The organism is Aurantimonas endophytica, from assembly GCF_014196845.1.
Taxonomy (GTDB): domain Bacteria; phylum Pseudomonadota; class Alphaproteobacteria; order Rhizobiales; family Rhizobiaceae; genus Aurantimonas; species Aurantimonas endophytica.
Map to the genome: position 1 here is coordinate 595,965 of NZ_JACIEM010000004.1, position 18,203 is coordinate 614,167.

General features: G+C 64.2%; 6 protein-coding genes. 5 read left to right on the plus strand and 1 reads right to left on the minus strand.

Annotated features, from left to right (window positions below; translation table 11 throughout):
- The first annotated feature begins 451 nt into the window (after positions 1-451).
- The gene (locus GGR03_RS17280; RefSeq protein ID WP_183209983.1) at positions 452-1,126 is read left to right on the plus strand and encodes a response regulator; all 675 of its coding nucleotides are present in this window, start codon (positions 452-454) and stop codon (positions 1,124-1,126) included.
- Between the two features lie 38 nt (positions 1,127-1,164).
- On the opposite strand, the gene GGR03_RS17285 is transcribed toward GGR03_RS17280, so the two are convergent.
- Positions 1,165-2,433, minus strand: a complete 1,269-nt coding sequence (locus GGR03_RS17285) for a sensor histidine kinase (protein ID WP_183209984.1) — start codon at positions 2,431-2,433, stop codon at positions 1,165-1,167.
- A gap of 343 nt (positions 2,434-2,776) precedes the next feature.
- On the opposite strand from GGR03_RS17285, the gene GGR03_RS17290 reads away from it, so the two are divergent.
- The 4 genes from GGR03_RS17290 (at position 2,777) to GGR03_RS17305 (ending at position 18,147) form a co-directional block, all read left to right on the plus strand.
- Positions 2,777-12,166 (plus strand): peroxidase family protein, encoded by a 9,390-nt coding sequence (locus GGR03_RS17290; RefSeq protein ID WP_183209985.1) that lies wholly within the window; start codon positions 2,777-2,779, stop codon positions 12,164-12,166.
- 78 nt (positions 12,167-12,244) lie between these two features.
- Positions 12,245-14,017 (plus strand): type I secretion system permease/ATPase, encoded by a 1,773-nt coding sequence (locus tag GGR03_RS17295; RefSeq protein WP_183209986.1) that lies wholly within the window; start codon positions 12,245-12,247, stop codon positions 14,015-14,017.
- A gap of 9 nt (positions 14,018-14,026) precedes the next feature.
- Positions 14,027-16,768 carry a calcium-binding protein gene (locus GGR03_RS24655; RefSeq protein WP_183209987.1) on the plus strand — a complete coding sequence of 914 codons (2,742 nt, stop codon included), beginning with the start codon at positions 14,027-14,029 and terminating at the stop codon, positions 16,766-16,768.
- 50 nt (positions 16,769-16,818) lie between these two features.
- Positions 16,819-18,147, plus strand: coding sequence for an HlyD family type I secretion periplasmic adaptor subunit (locus GGR03_RS17305; protein WP_183209988.1), 1,329 nt, complete (start codon positions 16,819-16,821; stop codon positions 18,145-18,147).
- Positions 18,148-18,203 lie beyond the last annotated feature (56 nt).

Genomic DNA, 18,203 nt, shown 5'->3' on the forward strand with positions numbered 1-18,203 from the left:
TTATGGCTGACGGAACTTCGATTGTGGAGGCCGCCAATCTCCTGGGCAGCACGCCTCATCGAGTGGAAGACCTGCTACAACAGGCATGTCAGCATCTCGACGCGGCCAACGTGTTGCATGCGGTCGCCATTGGCATACGATCGAAAATAATAGACTGAGCCTGCGCAAAGATCGGCACCCTGATGTCCAGAGACCTCTAGATTTCCCGAAGTATCCGCGAGAATATTCTTTTCGTCAGAATTGACGGCCGAGTTATCGTGCACGCAACCGGATCCGCCTACTACAACCAGTCATTGAAATGAATGGTAAGTTTGCATTATACATTTTGACCTCGGGCACAACAAATCTGCAACTCTCCAATTCACTTGGCGCGAAGGGCGCGGGAAATCTTTACATAGGGGAAATTTTGTGCGACCTCTGAATTGCGGCCATAATATGACAGGAGCGAGTCGTGGCACCTACCTCGATCGCCTTCATTGATGACCATCCCGTCCTGCGGGAAGGATTGGTAAGCCTATTCTCGAAGTTCGAAGGCTATGCCGTGGTCGGCAGCGGTGCGTCTGCAGCCGATGCCCTGGCAATTGCCACCGAAAAGCAGCCCGACGTCCTGCTCATCGATCTGCAGATGCCGGGAAATGCATTGGACTCCATCGCCCGGATACGGATGAAGTCGCCGTCGATCATCATCATAGCGTTCACAGCTTCCGACCGCATCGATCACGCGATCAATGCGTTGGAGGCGGGCGCAAACGGCTACGTATTGAAGGGTAGTACCGCTGGGGAATTAACGGCTGCGATCAACAGCACGATGCAGGGCGAGACTTTCGTAACGCCCAGTCTTGCCAGCAAGGTGATCGCAGCACTTCGCCTGCCGGCTGCGCGAGGTTCAGCCAATCCTCATCTCAGCATCCGAGAAGAACAGATCGTCAAACTTCTGCTGAAAGGCTGCACCAACAAGGCAATCGCTGCGCGGTTGAGCATCAGCGAGAAAACCGTCAAACATTACATGACGTTGCTGATGCAGAAGCTGGATGCTCGCAATCGCCTGGAAGTCGTTCTGGCGGCTCAGAAGCTCGCGGACCCCAGCGGCCGCGACTGGCGGCGCTCCGATGACACGATGAATTAGTCGGTCGTTCTAGCCGTTCGACGTAAGCCGAGCGTTGCTCATTTTGCGCTGGCGAGGTCCGGCGGAAATCGAGCGACGAGCGACGTGCCGACACCGGGAATCGTTCGGATCTCAAGCGTTCCGTTGAAGGCGGCAACGCGGTTCCGAGCGCCCTGAAGCCCGAGCCCGGTACTCCTGTCGTGTACTGTCGCCGCCGACGTAGCCCGCCCCGCGTCGTCTATGCGAACGACGATCAATTCCTCTAGGCCTGCAGAGACTTTTTGGCCCTGGCCGCCGGCATGTCGGACGATGTTCCGGAGCGCTTCCTGGACCACCCGATACATGCAGGCCTTGAGTTCGTGCGATATCTCCACCGGTATCTCCGCAATATCCGTCTCGACCTTGGTGCCTGTATCGCGCTCGTGGCGCGCGACCGCGAGACGCAGCGCGTCGGCGGCAGTCAGGTCGCGTAGCTCGGGCAATACGAGCCCGCTCGCAATGCACCGAAGCTCTCCGATGGCCTCCCGCAGCAGCTGCATCACTTTCGGCGGATCCTCGGAGTTGAGTGCCGCGAGTGTCAGGAGTTGCACAGGCCCGTCATGCAGGTCGGCACCGACGCGGCTTAGCAACTCTTCATTGGCCTGCGCCGCTCGACGGCGTAAATTATCGGCCTCGACGCTAAGCGTCAGATTCTGCCGCGATAGGTTTACGCTCCGTCGGTGATGAAGCCGCGCCGCCCTGCGTTGAAACGCCATGTTCCGGTCAGCCTTCAGAACGATGAAGAACAAGGGCGTCATGGCTGCGATACTCAAGAGAATGCGAATTACCCAGCTGCCAGCGATGACAGTGAATAGTGATGAATGTATCGCATCGAGGTTCTGGTAGAATTCCCCCACCGCAATGATGTTGCCACCAGAATCGCGTATCGGGATATATATCTCCAGTATTCCGGCGTGATGGGTACCCTCAGTGGGATGCTCTGTGTTCTCTCCAAAATTTCGAACTGTCTCGCCTCCGGCGGCCCGGCGGACGCTATCGGAGTCGACTTGCTGTCCGATCAGGCTTTCGTCGCTGGCATAGGCAATCGTTCCATCGGGAAGCCAGATCTTGACCTGCTCGATCTGTGTGCGCAGCCCGGTGTCGGCGATGGAGGATTCCAGCTGGAACTGCTCGTCCGGTTGAAGGCGGCGGGAGCCTTTCAGCGACTGCACGTGGGGCGAAATGATGCCTTCCATGTAGATCGAGGCGACCCGCGTACTGCTGTCGACCAGATTAGCGGTGATCAGCCGGGACTGCAGTATTCCCCCGATTGAGAGAAACAGGGTCACCAGGACCGACGCGACCAGCAGGAATTGTCTTGCCAGCCCAAGTCGGCGCCACCGCGTCAGCAGCCTCGACGTCAAAGTCCCGTTCGACCAAGGTCCGATATCCTTCCCGCCTTTGGTCGTCGGACCCCCTCGGACCAAAGTAGCCAAAGTGCCTAGGACCTTCTGACCTAACGCCATTCTGAACATCCGTTAAATATTCATGCCAGATCGTCGCTGCGATAGGAATCGATCGCGCGACAATAGATCGCTCGCACCGAGAGCATAACAGACATGCTCGCAAGTGCCTTGCAAATATTTCGTTTGGACAGCGCGCGCAGCAGCCGCGTTAACGGGAGTTGGGACCATGGCCGCCTTCAAGATCAACCAGGCCGATCTGTCATTCGTTCTACAGCAGATCAAAATTGCTGAGGCGCATGCTGCCGGCATCCCGCTCACCAGCATCCTGCTCGACGCGAACGGGCAGGTTGTTGCCGATCCAGCAGCCACGATCGGCGGCGTTTCCTATTACGTGGTCGATCCGGACACGAGCGACTGGGTGCCGAACCCCCTCTTGTCGTCTGCTGTCCTGGCCATTCCCGATCCCCATGTGCCTTACGGCCTGCGAACGGTGGACGGGACGTACAACAATATCGTCCCGGGCCGCGAGACCTGGGGTGCCGCCGACCAGTCGATGCCGCGCCTGCTCGATCCGAAATATACGACCGGCTCGGGCGAGGTCGACCTCAACGGCCCGACCAACCCCGGCGGCGAAGTCGTCGGCGGCAATTATGCCGATCCCGGCAACATCGTCGACACCGCGCCGCGCACGATCTCCAATCTCATCGTCGACATGAGCCTGAACAATCCGGCCGCGATCATCGCCGCCCTGACCTTCGCGGGCTCCGAAGATGTTCTTGCCGACCAGGCCGAGATCAGCGACGCCTTCGAGGCGCTGAAGCAGGCGCGCGATACGGGTGACGTCGCAAATATACCCGGGCTGGAAGCGGCGCTCGACGCGGTCCTGGAGGCCAAGGGCGTCACCGTCAACAATGGCTCGATCGACATCCCGAATGTCGCGCCGGACGAGGGACTGTCCGCTCCGTTCAACGCCTGGATGACCTTCTTCGGCCAGTTCTTCGACCACGGCCTCGACCTCATTTCCAAGGGCGGCGATGGTGTCGGCACCGTGTTCGTGCCGCTCGCCGACGACGATCCGCTGGTTACCCACGGCCCGGACGGCATCGCCGGCAATGGCGACGAAGTGCCGCCTCAGCTCCGCTTCATGACCTTGACGCGCGCGACGCCGACGGAAGACGGGTCGCAGACGAACACGACGACCCCCTTCGTCGACCAGAACCAGACCTATACCTCGCACGCATCGCATCAGGTCTTCCTGCGCGAGTACCGCATGACGGATGATGGACCGGTCTCGACCGGCCGTCTGCTCACCGGCGCCGACGGCGGACTGGCCACCTGGGCCGACATCAAGGCGCAGGCGGCCGAGATGCTGGGCATCGAACTGACGGACGGCGACGTCCTCAACATTCCGCTGATCCAGACTGATCCCTACGGGGAGTTCATCCGCGGCGACAACGGACTGCCCCAGCTGGTCCGGCTGAACCCCGACGGCACGCTCAATTCATTGATCGAGGGCGATCTTGGCGCTCCCGTCAACACGTTCACGGCCCTTGCTGCCCGCATCGGCCACGCTTTCCTCGACGACATCGCGCACAACGCCAATCCGTTGAACAGCCAGACCGGCGCGCTCAAGATCGCCGACGACGACACTGATCTCGGCCTTGCCGACAGCGTTTCGACAGCCGGACGATACGACAACGAGCTGCTCGATCGCCACTACATCACCGGTGACGGCCGCGGAAACGAGAATATCGGCCTGACCGCCGTTCACCACATTTTCCACTCCGAGCACAACCGCCAGGTCGACACCCAGAAACTGACCATCCTGCAGAGCGGTAATCTCGCCTTCGTGAACGAATGGCTCTCCGTCGACATCGATGCTGCGACGCTGACGGCCTTCAACGACGGCTACGACGCGGCTGCGAATAAGGGCGCCTACCTCACCGGAAACGCCCTCTTTAATGACGGAAACTGGGACGGCGAGCGCCTGTTCCAGGCCGCCCGCTTCGCCACCGAGATGCAGTATCAGCACCTCGTGTTCGAGGAGTTCGCGCGCAAGGTCCAGCCGAATATCGACGTGTTCGTGTTCAACTCGATCACCGATGTCGATCCGTCGATCTTCTCGGAGTTCGCCAACACGGTGTACCGCTTCGGTCACTCGATGCTGACGGAGAACATGCCGCGCATCGACGCCGACGGCAATCCGATGGACGCCGGTCTCGGCCTCGTCGAGGCCTTCCTCAACCCGGTGCTCTTCGACCAGACGCTCGCCGGGGTATCCATCTCCCACGACGAGGCGGCTGCGGCGATCGTCCGCGGCATGACCATCGAGCGCGGCAACGAGATCGACGAGTTCGTCGTGGACGCCTTGCGCAACAACCTTCTCGGCCTCCCGCTCGATCTCGCTGCGATCAACATCGCGCGCGGCCGCGACACCGGCATGCCGTCGCTGAACGACGCGCGCGGCCAACTTTATGCGGCAAGCGGGTCGTCCTTCCTCAAGCCCTACGACCACTGGGCCGACTTCGCGGCAAACCTGAAGAACCCGGCCTCGATCGTGAACTTCATCGCGGCCTATGGCACGCATGACACCATCACCGCTGCGACCACCCTCGAGGACAAGCGGGATGCGGCAATGGCGCTGGTATTCGGCGGCGCGGGTGCGCCAGCGGATCGCGCGCAGTTTCTCAGCGGAACGGGCGCCTGGGCCGGCGTGGAAACCGGCCTCAACCTGGTGGATCTGTGGATCGGCGGCCTGGCCGAGAAGAAGATGCCGTTCGGCGGCTTCCTCGGCTCGACCTTCAACGCGGTCTTCGAGCTGCAGCTCGAGAACCTGCAGGACGGCGACCGCTTCTACTACCTGACCCGCACCCAGGGCCAGAACATGCTCAATGCGCTTGAGCAGAATTCCTTCGCCAAGATGATCATGGCCAACACGGCCCTTGCGGACGCGGGGCCGGACGGCATCCGCGGCACGGCCGACGACATTGTCCTTCGCCATATCGGCGTCGACGCTTTCGCCACCTACGACTACGTTCTCGAAGTCAATGTCGCCAACCAGGCGGATTACGATCCGAACGACCTGAGCGCGACGGGCAAGGATCCGACCGGTAACGACCCGTTCCTCGAGGCCATGGGCTTCGGCAAAGTCGTGCGCGTGGACCCGACCGGTCAGGTCACCGAGAACTACATCCGCGTCTTTGGCGGCGAGCACGTCGTCCTTGGCGGCACCGACGGCAACGACACGATTATCGCTGACTTTGGCGACGATGGTATCTGGGGTGATGCGGGCGACGACCGCATCGAGGCCGGCGCCGGCGTTGATCTCGTCAACGGCGGGGCCGGCAACGACATCATCACCGACTCCGGCGACAGCGGCGACTTCCTCAAGGGCGACGAGGGCGACGACGTCATCGCCAATTCGAACGGCCTCGACATCCTGATGGGCGGCACCGGCAAGGACGTCTTCTTCGTCGGCGTCGATGCCACCGAAGTCTTTGGCGGCGAGGGTGACGACTTCATCCTCGGCGGCGACGATGCCGATTTCCTGCTCGGCAACGAGGGTGACGACTGGATTGAGGGCGGCGGCGGCTTCGACACCACCGCCGGCGACAATTCGGAGCTGTTCTTCAATTCAGCCATCAAGGGCCATGATGTCATGTTCGCCGGCAGCGACGAGCATGATTTCGACGCCGAATCCGGCGACGACATCATGGTGCAGGGCGAGAGCGTCATCCGCAACGAGGGCATGTTCGGCTTCGATTGGTCAATCTTCAAGGGGGTTGAGTTCGGGGCGAATGCCGATCTACGCGTGCCGATCTTCACAACCGAGCAAGCCGACATCCTGCGCAACCGCTTCGACAAGGTGGAAGCGCTGTCCGGCTGGGACTATGACGATATCCTGCGCGGCGACGACCGCGTCCGTGACACGGACGGCGCCGCAACCATCGGCACCGCTGAGGGCGTGTTCTTCCAGGACGAGCTCACCCAGGCGGGCGTCGACCGGATCGACGGTCTTCGCGCCCTGCTGGGCAATCTGATCGACGCTCCGAACGGAGCGACCGCCGAAGAGCGCGAGCTCGAGATCGCCTTCGATGGCGGCAACGTGCTGCTCGGTGGCGGTGGCGACGACCTGCTCCAGGGCAATGGCGGCGACGACTTCCTCGATGGCGACGCCTGGCTCAATGTCCGGATCCGGATCACCGGAGCGGGGCAAGCAAACACGGGTGCCAACGAGATCGCGACGGTCGACAGCCTGAAGCATGTCTTCGCAGCCGGAGAAGTCGATGATCCGAGCTGGGTCGGCAAGTCGCTGTTCGAGCTGATGATTTCCCGCACAATCGTGCCGAACCAGCTGCACATCGTGCGAGAGATCCTCGAGGACGATGGCGCCGGCGACACCGACATCGCGGTCTTCAACGACGTGCGTGCCAATTATACGATCACGTCCAACGAGGACGGCACGATCACGGTCACGCAGAACGCCGTGACCGTCGGCGGCATCGATCCGCTGACCGGACGCAATCTGGTCTCCGACGGTGTCGATACGCTGCGCAACATCGAGATGCTGCGCTTTGCCGACATGGACTTGATGCTCACGCCGCCGCAATTGCAGCTGGACGCCTTCAATCCCGGCGGAACCTATGCCGACAACTTCACCGCCGCCACGTACGGCAACAGCAACGGCACGATCAACTGGGGGCCGGACTGGATTGAGACGGGCGACGACAACAGCGCAACCGCTGCGGCCGGACAGATCCGCATCACCGGCGGCCAGTTGCAGTTCGATACCGGCGACGGTGCCAGCATCTCCCGTCAGGTCGATCTCTCGGCCGCCAGTTCGGCGCGGCTGACCTATTCGGTCAACGAGAACGGGTTCGATCCGGGCGAGACGATACTCGTCGAGTTTTCGCCGGATGGCTCGGCACCCTTTACGCTTCTCGAGACGGTCAACTTCACCACCGGCAATGCATCCCGGGCCTTTGACCTCACGGGTCCCTTCACGGCGAATGCCGTGATCCGGTTCACGGCATCCAGCGTCGCAGGATTCAATGAGTTCGTGAATATCGACAATCTGGCCTTCACGCTCACGGTGCCAAACCCGTCACCCACGGTGGACTACCAGACGACGTTCACCGAAAACGGTGCGGCAGTCGCGATTGCCAGTGGACCCTCCATCGCCGACGACGCTGGACAGATGGCCTCGGCGCGGATTGTCCTGACCAACGCTTCCGTTGGCGACCAACTGCTCGTGGGCGCTCTGCCTGCCGGCATCGCCGCTGCGGTCAACACGGCGGTGGCCGGACAGATCACCGTGACGCTGACCGGTGCCGCATCGCTGGGCGCGTACCAGAACGCCATCCAGGCCGTCTCCTATCGCAACGTTTCCAACGACCCGGTCGCCGGTGATCGGATCATCAACGTCACGGTCAACGATGGGGTGCTCGACAGCAATGTCGCCACGACCACGGTGAACGTCGTTCCCGTCAACGATGCGCCGAACGCGGTCATCGACAATGTCGTCACCAACATCGAAGGGCCGGTCTTCATCGCTGAATGGATGATGCTGCAGAACGATACCGACGTGGACAGTTCGGTGCTGCGGGTGATCGGGGCGACGGAAAACGACGCCAACTTCGGCATCGTCTACGACCCGGCCACCAGCGGTGTCACGGCGACGCGGACGGACGGCGACAATACGAAGGACTTCACCTACACCCTCAGTGACGGATCGCTCACCGATACGGCCGATGTCGACATTACCTGGGATACGCTGGGCACGATCAGCGGCACGAACGGCGCCGATATCCTTCTGGGCGACGCTCAGTCGAGCACGTTCGACGGCAACGCCGGCAATGACGTAATCATTACCGGTGCCGGAGACGATACGATCATCTGGAACGCGAACAACGCCGCGGCCAACAGCAACTTGAATTCTGATGGTCGGGATATAGTCGACGGCGGCGAAGGGACGGATACCTTCGTCATCAACGGCAACGCGGCCAACTTTGTGGCCGAAGCCTATCGCATCTACTCGCGGGAGGCTGCCGATGCCGCCGGCCTGGTCGTCACGAACCCCTTCGCCGAGATCGTCATCACGCGCGGCGGCACCACCAGTGCGTCGATCATTGCCGAGCTCGATGCCGTCGAGGAGATCATCGTCAATACCGACAACGGCAACGATACCGTTCAGGTGATCGGCGACTTCTCGCCGACCAGTCTCGCCATCAACACGATCACGATAAATGGGGGCTCCGGCGACGACGTCGTCGACATCACCGCGCTCAGTTCGGCGCATCGCATCGTCTTCCGCTCCAATGGCGGCAATGACACGATCGTCGGCAATATTCGCCCGCAAGACGTGGTCGAGCTGGCTGCAGGACAGGATATCTCGACCTATTCCCTGGTCGACAACGGCAACGGAACCCAGTCCCTCACCAATGGCTCGCATTCGATCACGTTCACCGGAGCGGTGCCGCCGCAGTTCGGAGGCGACTCGACACCAGACGACGATGCGATCGATGGCGCCTTCGAGTACACCGCCAGCGACCTCGCCGGGCTGAAGGCACTGGTCAGCGGTTCGCAGCCGGCGCAGAACGGCGACGACGACGTGCCGACCGGCGTCCGCGAACTCAGCGGCTACAACAACAACGAAGCCAACCCTGGCTGGGGCGCCGCCGACCAGACCTTCATCCGCATCACCAACCCGCACTACGATGCCCCGGATGAGGACGGCAATCGCGGCATCAACCCGATCTTCGACGGGCTCGATCCGCGCACCATCTCGAATATCCTCGGTGCGCAGGAAGCTGGCCTGCCTCATGCCGGCAACGACGCAAACATCTTCTTCATGGCGATGGGCCAGTATATCGACCACGGGCTGGACTTCCTGCCCAAGGGCGGCAACGGCTCGATCCCGATCGGCGGCGTCGGGGGCGGGGATCCCTTCTCCGGCAATCCGGCCGATCTGACCCGCGCCACGGTCGTCGGTTACGACGAGGACGGCACGCCGCTCCACAAGAACCAGACCTCGCCCTATGTCGACCAGAACCAGGCGTACGGTTCGCACAATCTGGTCGGCCAGTTCCTGCGCGAGAGCGACGGCAACCAAGGTTATGGCATGCGGCTCTTCTCGGGAGCGCCGGATCCGTCCAACCCTGAGTTCAGCCTCCTGCCGACGCTGCGCGAACTGATCCAGCATCACTGGTACGCGGACACGATCTTCACCGATCCCGGCCTGCCGGGCGGCCAGATGAGCTTCCGCGCTTACTACACCAACTACGCGATCGACGAGAACACCACCGGTACGCTCTTCGACGACGAGGCAGGTGCCTTCGATCCGGGCGTCGTCAGCAAGGTGATCTCGAACTTCATGGGCTCCGGCCATCCGCTGCTGCTCGATACCAACCCGTTCATCGATGTGCTCGACCATTACGTGGCGGGCGACGGACGGGCGAACGAGAACTTCGCGCTGACCTCGATCCACACGATCTGGGCCCGCAACCACAACTACCATGTGGACGGGCTGGTGGCCGCCGGCTTCGAAGGCACCGCGGAGGAGGTGTTCCAGGCTGCCAAGATGATCAACGAGGCCGAGTATCAGCGGGTGGTGTTCGACGAGTATCTCGACACGCTGCTGGGAGGCCTGCGCAGCGTCGGCACGCATGGCTTCGAGGAATACGACCCCAATGCCAACGCCGCGATCTCGCACGAGTTCGCCGCCGCCGCCTTCCGTTTCGGCCATTCGCTGATCGGGCAGAAGCTGACGGTGCTCGACGCCGAGGGCAATCCGATCGAGGTCAATCTCTTCGATGCCTTCCTCAACCCCAGCAATGCGCCGGGCGTATTCACCGGACCGTTGCCTCCAGGCTATGTTCCGCAGCCGGGCTACGCCCAGCACGGGGTCAACGCGATCATCGGCGGCAATATCAGCCAGCCCTCCGAAGCGGTCGACTTCAACATCGTCGACGCGGTCCGCAACGACCTGGTGCGCATCAGCGCCGATCTGTTCGCCTTCAACGTGGCGCGCGGGTGGGACGTGGGTCTTGGCACGCTCAACCAGATCCGCATGGATCTGGCCGCCTCGACCGATCCCTATGTCAGCCAAGCGGTCGGCTTCGTCGGCGGCAATCTTTCGGCCTACACGTCCTGGGGCGACTTCCAGGCCCGCAACGGCCTGAGCGACGCGGTTATCGCGCAGTTCATGGAAGCCTACCCGGATCTCGTCCTTGCGGCGGCTGACATCGCCGCTTTCCAGGCAATCAATCCGGACATCGCTATTGCGATGCAGTCGGACGGCACGGGCATCGTCAAGGGCATCGACCGCGTCGACTTCTGGGTCGGCGGTCTTGCCGAGGCGCACGTCAACGGCGGCATCGTCGGCGAGACCTTCTGGGTCGTGCTGAGCGAGCAATTCGAGCGGCTACAGGATGCCGATCGCTTCTACTACATCTCGCGCTTCGACGAGTTCGACTTCTACGAGAACTTCATCGATGGCCAGGAATTCGCTGACATCGTCGCGCGGAACACCGGCATGGACGACCTGCCAGAGCACATGTTCCGCACCGACGATCTGGACGATGACAATACCGACGACGACGACGACACCGTCGACGACGATGATGATGACACCGTCGACGATGATGATGACACTGTCGACGATGACGACGACGACACCGTCGACGATGACGACGACACGGTCGACGATGACGATGACGATGCGCCGATACCGCCGGTTGCGGGACTGGTGCTGATGGGAACGGCCGGGGCGGACGCCATGATGGGCAGTGCCGAGGCCGACGTCTTCAGCGGCGGCGAGGGTGACGACGTCATGCTCGGCGGCGACGACGACGACACGCTGATGGGCGGGTCGGGCTCGGATCTCCTCAAGGGTGATGGCGGCCGCGACATGATCTTCGGCGGTGCCGACGACGATGTGCTGATGGGCGGTGCCGGCGACGACATGATCTTCGGCGAGGCCGGCGACGACCGGATCTTCGGCGACGACGGCGACGACGTCCTCGAAGGCGGTGCGGGATCAGACACCGTCTATGGCGGGGCCGGCGACGACCGCTTCATCGCCCGGAAGGGTGACGGCGACGACATCCTGTGGGGCGAGGACGGCCAGGACACGCTGGACTATTCCGTCATCATGGCCAAGCTGACGATCGATCTCGGCAACGGCACGATGCAGCATGGCCACGTCGTCAGCGCCCATAGCGGCTTCGACGCGGTCTTCGGCTTCGAGAACGTCATCGGCGGGTGGAACGACGATGTGATCATCGCCAGTTCGGTGGCGAACGTGATGGATGGCGGCGGCGGCAACGACACCTTCGTCTTCCGCACCGCAGCCGATGCCGACGGCGACCTGATCACCGGCTTTGCCCATGGCGACCGGATCGATCTCGCGGGCATGGCCGGCCCCTCTGGCTTCACCTTGGCGACGACGTCGCTCACCGGGGCCGGACAGGTGCTGGTCACCCACGTGACGGGCGACGACGGCGAGGCGCTGACCCGCATCCAGGGCAACGTCTCCGGCGGTGCCGGGGCCGACTTCACCCTCGACGTCGCTGGTCACCACGATCTGACCCAGTCGGACTTCAACGGCGTCGCCTGAGCGACCCCGGGCGGGGGGCCATGGCCCCCCGCTACTTGCGGCATTCCGATCATCGCTTCCATTCGAGGGGACGCTCCCATGAGCACTCAACGACGCCGCCAGCGCCCCAATCCGACCACCATGGCGGAGCGCATCGGCAATTATCGCGGTCTGGCGATCTTCCTGCTCTGCCTCTCCGGCGTGATCAACCTCCTCGCTTTGACGGGCGCCTTCTACATGCTGCAGATCTACGACCGGGCGCTGACCAGTGGCAGCGTGCCGACCCTGGTGGCGCTGTCGGTCCTGGCGATCGGGCTATATCTCTTCCAGGGAATGTTCGACGTGTTGCGCTCGCAGATCCTGGTGCGGTTCGGGGCCCGCATGGATGCCAAGCTCGCACCGCTCACCCATCAGGTGGTGATCGAGATGCCGCGCTACGGCTACTCGACGTCGGAGGCGCTGGAGCGCGGCCGCGACGTCGACACGGTGCGCGGCTTCGTCGCCAGCCAGGCGCCGATCGCGCTGTTCGACCTGCCGTGGATGCCGCTGTTCATCGGCTTCGTCTATCTCCTGCACCCGATGCTGGGGCTCCTGACGATTGGGGGCGCCATCGTCCTGATCGCGCTGACGCTGATCACCGAGTATCTCACCAAGCGCAGCAGCGCCGAGATGAACCGGGTCGCTGTCCAGCGCGCCAACCTCGCCGACTCGCACGCCCGCAATGCCGACATCCTGCGGGCGATGGGCTTTGGCGGGCGGGCCGTCGCGCGTTTCGAGGCGGCCAATGCGCGCCATCTCGACCTGCAGACGAAGACCAGCGACATCAGCGGCTCGTTCAGCGGCCTGTCGAAAGTGCTGCGCATGATGCTGCAGTCGGCGCTGCTCGGCCTCGGCGCCTATCTGACGATCCAGGGCGATCTCACCGCCGGGGCGATCATCGCTTGCTCGGTCGCCTCGGCCCGGGCCCTGGCACCGGTGGATATGGCGATCGGCAACTGGAAGGGCGTCGTCGCGGCGCGCCGCAGTTTTGCCCGGCTGAAGGAGACGCTGGCCGCCATGGACGACGATTCCCGTCTCGTCGACCTGCCGGCGCCGGCGCAGTCGCTGAAGCTCGAGAACGCCACGGTGGTGGCGCCGAGCACCGGCACGGTATTGCTCGGCGACGTCAGCTTCGAGCTGAAGGCCGGACAGGCGCTGGGATTGATCGGGCCGAGTGGCGGCGGCAAGACCTCGCTCGCCAAGGGCATTGTCGGCGTCTGGCCGCTGCTGCGCGGCTGTGTCCGGCTGGACAATGCCGAACTCGGCCAGTGGCGGACCGACCGGCTCGGCAGCCATATCGGCTACCTGCCGCAGGACGTGTCGCTGCTCGACGGCTCGATCGCCGAGAACATCGCCCGCTTCGATCCCGAAGCCGATGCCCGCAAGATCATCCACGCGGCAAAGGCTGCCGGGGTCCACGACATGATCGTGCGGCTCGAGAACGGCTACCAGACCGAGCTCGGCCCCCACGGCATCGCGCTCTCCGCCGGCCAGCGCCAGCGCATCGGCCTTGCCCGGGCGCTTTACGGCGATCCGTTCCTTGTGGTTCTCGACGAGCCGAACTCCAATCTCGACGCGGAGGGCGAGGCGGCCCTGACCGAGGCGCTGACCAAGGTGCGGGCCCGCGGCGGCATCGCCATCGTCGTCGCCCATCGCCCGAGCGCGCTCGCCGCGGTGGATCTCGTCGGCGTCATCCAGGCCGGCAAGCTCGTCGCCTTCGGGCCGAAGGAGGAGATCCTGCGCGAGCCGGCCCGTCCGATGGCGCGGCCGATGGCGCCTTCCGGCAAGATCTATGCGCCGGTGACGGCGGTCGCTGCGGCGTCGAAGGTCTAGGAGGTGGCGATGGAAGACCGGCTGACGCTCGGCATCCCGGACCAGGATGCGGTCAATGCGCCGAAGAAGCGCTTCGAGATCAAGGACAAGGCAACGCGGGTCAACTCCCTGTCCGTCCTGCCTATGTTCGTGCTGGCCTTTGCCGGGGTGCTGAAGCTCCTCTTCCAGGAGGAGGAAGAGCAGGCGCCTGGCAAGAAGCAAGGCTCGCCGCTACCCGACCAGACTCCGGAGGCACAGCCGGCAAACGGCATCTCGATCGAGACGGCCGATGCGACCGAGCTCGCCAAGGTCGTGCGTATCTCGGATTATCTCGACGCCATCGCCAAGGGTCGGCCGCTGCCGATTTTCGACGTGTCCGAGTTCGCCTTTGCCGAGGCCGGCGAAGCGGCCTTCCAGGCGGCCTTCCAGCAGGCGATGAGGATGCCGCCCGCCGCTCTCGCCGTCTCGGGCGGCGGTTCGGGATCGACGGGGCCCGGCAATCCGCCCGGGGCCGCCGCGACACCGCCCACCGCCAACGACAACCAGCCGGCGCCCGGCTCGCCGCCCGCCGGCGGGAATCCCGTCGGCCCCGATATGCCCGGATCGCCGCCCGGCGACGACGGTCCCGGGTTCGGTTCGCCCGGTGGATCCGAGCCGGGCCCCGGCGATCGCGCTGTCGACGATGATGATGACGACGAGGACGACGTTCCGGAAGCGCGGCTGAACCGGCGGCCGGTCCTCTCGGGTCCGGTCTTTCTCGACAACGGTCTCGTCAACCTGTCGGTGATCATCACCATGGGCGAACTGCTCCACGGTGCGAGCGACCCCGATGGCGATACGCTGATCGTGCGCAATCTCGAGGTGTATGGCGGTCACCTGGAGCGGATCGGCCTCGATCGCTGGCTCTACACGCCGGCAACCGACGCGGCCGGGGCGGTGGTCTTCCGCTACCAGGTCAGCGACGGCGACGAACTCGTCATGCAGACGGCGCATCTGGAAATCCGGCTGCCCGAGAACCAGGCAATCATCGGCACCGACGGCGACGACATGCTGATCGGTACGCCCTATGCGGACCTGATCGACGCCCGCGGCGGCAACGACATGGTCTATGGCCGGGAGAGCAGCGACATCCTGTATGGCGGCGCAGGCAATGACCGGCTGGTCGGCGGCGACGGCAACGACGTTCTCTGGGGTGGCTACGGCAACGACATCCTGTTCGGCGGCGACGGCGACGACACGCTGTACGGCGAGGCCGGCGACGACATTCTCTACGGCGACGCCGGCAACGACGTCATCTTCGGTGGCGACGGTCGCGACGAAGCGCATGGCGGCGATGGCGATGACGTCATCGAAGGCGGCCCGGGCGATGATTTGCTGTACGGCGATGCCGGCGCGGACACGATCTACGGCGGCGACGGCGATGATTACATCGACGGCGGGACCGGACGCGACGTGCTGGTCGGTGGCGCGGGCGCAGACGTGCTTGTCGGCGATGCGGGCGACGACATCCTCCACGGCAATGCTGGCGCCGACCGGATCTTCGGCGGCATCGGCAACGACGCCATCGACGGCGGCGAAGGCGACGACGTGCTTCACGGCGACGAGGGCGACGACACGATCCTTGCCGCCGCCGGCAACGACAAGGTCCACGGCGGCGCCGGTGACGACACGATCGACGGCGGCGAGGGCGACGACGTCCTTCACGGCGACGACGGCAACGACACGATCGTCGCCGCGGCGGGCAACGACGAAGTGCACGGCGGTGCCGGCGACGATGCCGTCGACGGCGGCGAGGGCGACGACGTCCTTCACGGGGACGACGGCAACGACACGATCGTCGCCGCGGCGGGCAACGACGCGGTGTATGGCGGCACTGGTGACGACGCCATCGACGGCGGTGAGGGCGACGACGTCCTTCACGGCGACGGCGGTAACGACACGATCCTCGGCGCGGCAGGCAACGACGAGGTCCACGGCGGTGCCGGCGACGACGCGATCGACGGCGGCGAGGGCGACGACGTCCTTCACGGCGACGACGGCGACGACCAGATCCTGGGCGCCGCAGGCGACGACACGCTGGATGGCGGCTCCGGGGACGATCACCTCGACGGCGGCGAAGGCGACGATCTGCTGCTGGATGGCGTCGGCGTCGATATCCTGGAAGGCGGCGGTGGCGACGATTGCATCGTGCTCGTCGCCGATGGCGAGATCGACACCGTCAATGGCGGCGACGGTACCGACACGCTGGACCTGTCGCAGATCGTCTTCGACGCGACGATTGACCTGCCGGATGGCTGGGTGACCGTCAACGGCATCCAGGAAGCCCGCTTCTTCGAGGTCGAGAACATTCGCGGCGGCCGCGGCAACGACTGGCTCATCGCCGATGACGAGGTCAACATCATGGTCGGCGGCGCGGGCAACGACATCTTCGTGTTCCGCTCGCTCGATGCCCTCACCAACGAGGGCGGGCCGCGAGACCATATCCAGGACTTCTCGGTCGGCGACCGTATCGACCTGTCGCGTCTCGGCAAGAGCCTCGACGACTTCGCCGCGCAGAAGCTGTTCTTCGCCGGCGCGGCCACGTCCACGACCGCCGAGATCGGCGCCGTCACCTATCGCCACCAGTTCATCGCCGACGAGGCCGGCGACCGGGAGATCACCGTCGTCGCCGGCTATCTCGACGAGGATCCGGAGGCGGAATTCGAGCTCGTCGTCCACGGCCACCATGACCTGACGGCGAATGACTTCATCCTGGCCGGCCGCGATGGCTGATGCCGACCGCCGCCGGAACCGACACAGCAATTCTCGAGGGGAGAACGACGATGAGTGACCCACAGAAGGCAACCGGCGTCGAGGCTGCCCCGGCAGACGATGGCCAGCGGTTCGGCATCCGGTCGCGGATCGTCGCTTCCGGTCTCCTCGCGACATTCCTGATCGTGGGCTGCGGCGGCTGGGCGGCGCAGGCCAGCCTGTCCGGCGCGATCATCGCCCAGGGCAAGGTCACGGTGAAGAAGCAGGTCAAGGAGATCCAGCATCGCGATGGCGGCATCGTCGGGGCAATCCTCGTCGCCAACGGCGACGTGGTGAAGGCCGGCGACGTGCTCATCCGCCTCGACGAGACCCAGACCAAGGCGGAACTCGGTGTCATTGCCTCGCAATTGTCGGAACTGATCGGCCGCCAGGCACGCCTGCGTGCCGAGCGCGACGGGGCCGAGACGGTGCGATTCGACCCCGCCTTCGAGACGGCAGCCGCCACGAAGGCGATCGCCGAGGGCGAGCGGCGGCTGTTTGCGGACAACCGCGCCACCCGCGAGGCCCAGCGCGACCAGTTGCAGTCGCAGATCGAGCAGTTTGGCGAGCAGGTGAAGGGGCTTCAATCGCAGCGCCAGTCGAATGCCGTCGAGCGCGAGATGATCGCCGAGGATCTCGATCGTCTGGCGCCGCTGGTGGCCCGGCAACTGGTCGAAGGCACCAGGACACGCACGATGGAGCGCGACCTTGCGAAGATCGACGGTCTGAAAGGCGAGATCGAGGCGAACATCGCGCAGGTCATGGGCCAGATCAGCGAAGCCCGGATGAAGATCATCGAGCTCGACCAGCAGGTCCGCACCGACGCCCAGCGCGAGCTACGCGATGTCGACGCCCGCATAGCCGAGCTGTCGGAGCGCATCGTCGCCGCGAAGGACCGCCTGTCCCGGATGGATCTGAGGGCCCCGATCGACGGCTTCGTCAACGACCTCAAGATCCACACCGTCAACGGCGTCATCGCGCCGGGAGAGACCGTCATGGGCATCGTGCCGGAGGGCGAGGAACTCGTCGTGGAGGCCAAGCTCGCCCCGACGGACATCGATCAGGTGATCGTCGGCCAGGACGTCAAGCTGCGCTTTTCCGCCTTCAACCAGCGCACCACGCCAGAGATCGACGGAAGGGTCGACATCGTCGGCGCGGCCGCGACCCTCGATCCGGCCAGCGGCCAGACCTTCTATCTGTCGACCATCGCCATCACCGACGAGGATCGCGGCCTGGGCGAACAGCTCCTCGTCCCCGGCATGCCCGTCGAGGTGTTCCTCAAGACCGGCGACCGCTCCGCACTGTCATACCTCGTCAAGCCGTTCAGCGACCAGATGATGCGATCCTTCCGCGAGGAATAGCCGTGGGCCAGCGGCCCACGCCTTCGCCACCTGTGGCAGCAATCCGCCTCCGCCTC

Excerpts from the sequence above, each read along its gene's own strand:
- GGR03_RS24655 (WP_183209987.1), top strand. The coding sequence starts at position 14,027 with ATGGAAGACCGGCTGACGCTCGGCATCCCGGACCAGGATGCGGTCAAT.
- GGR03_RS17290 (WP_183209985.1), top strand. The coding sequence starts at position 2,777 with ATGGCCGCCTTCAAGATCAACCAGGCCGATCTGTCATTCGTTCTACAG.
- GGR03_RS17305 (WP_183209988.1), top strand. The coding sequence starts at position 16,819 with ATGAGTGACCCACAGAAGGCAACCGGCGTCGAGGCTGCCCCGGCAGAC.
- GGR03_RS17295 (WP_183209986.1), top strand. The coding sequence starts at position 12,245 with ATGAGCACTCAACGACGCCGCCAGCGCCCCAATCCGACCACCATGGCG.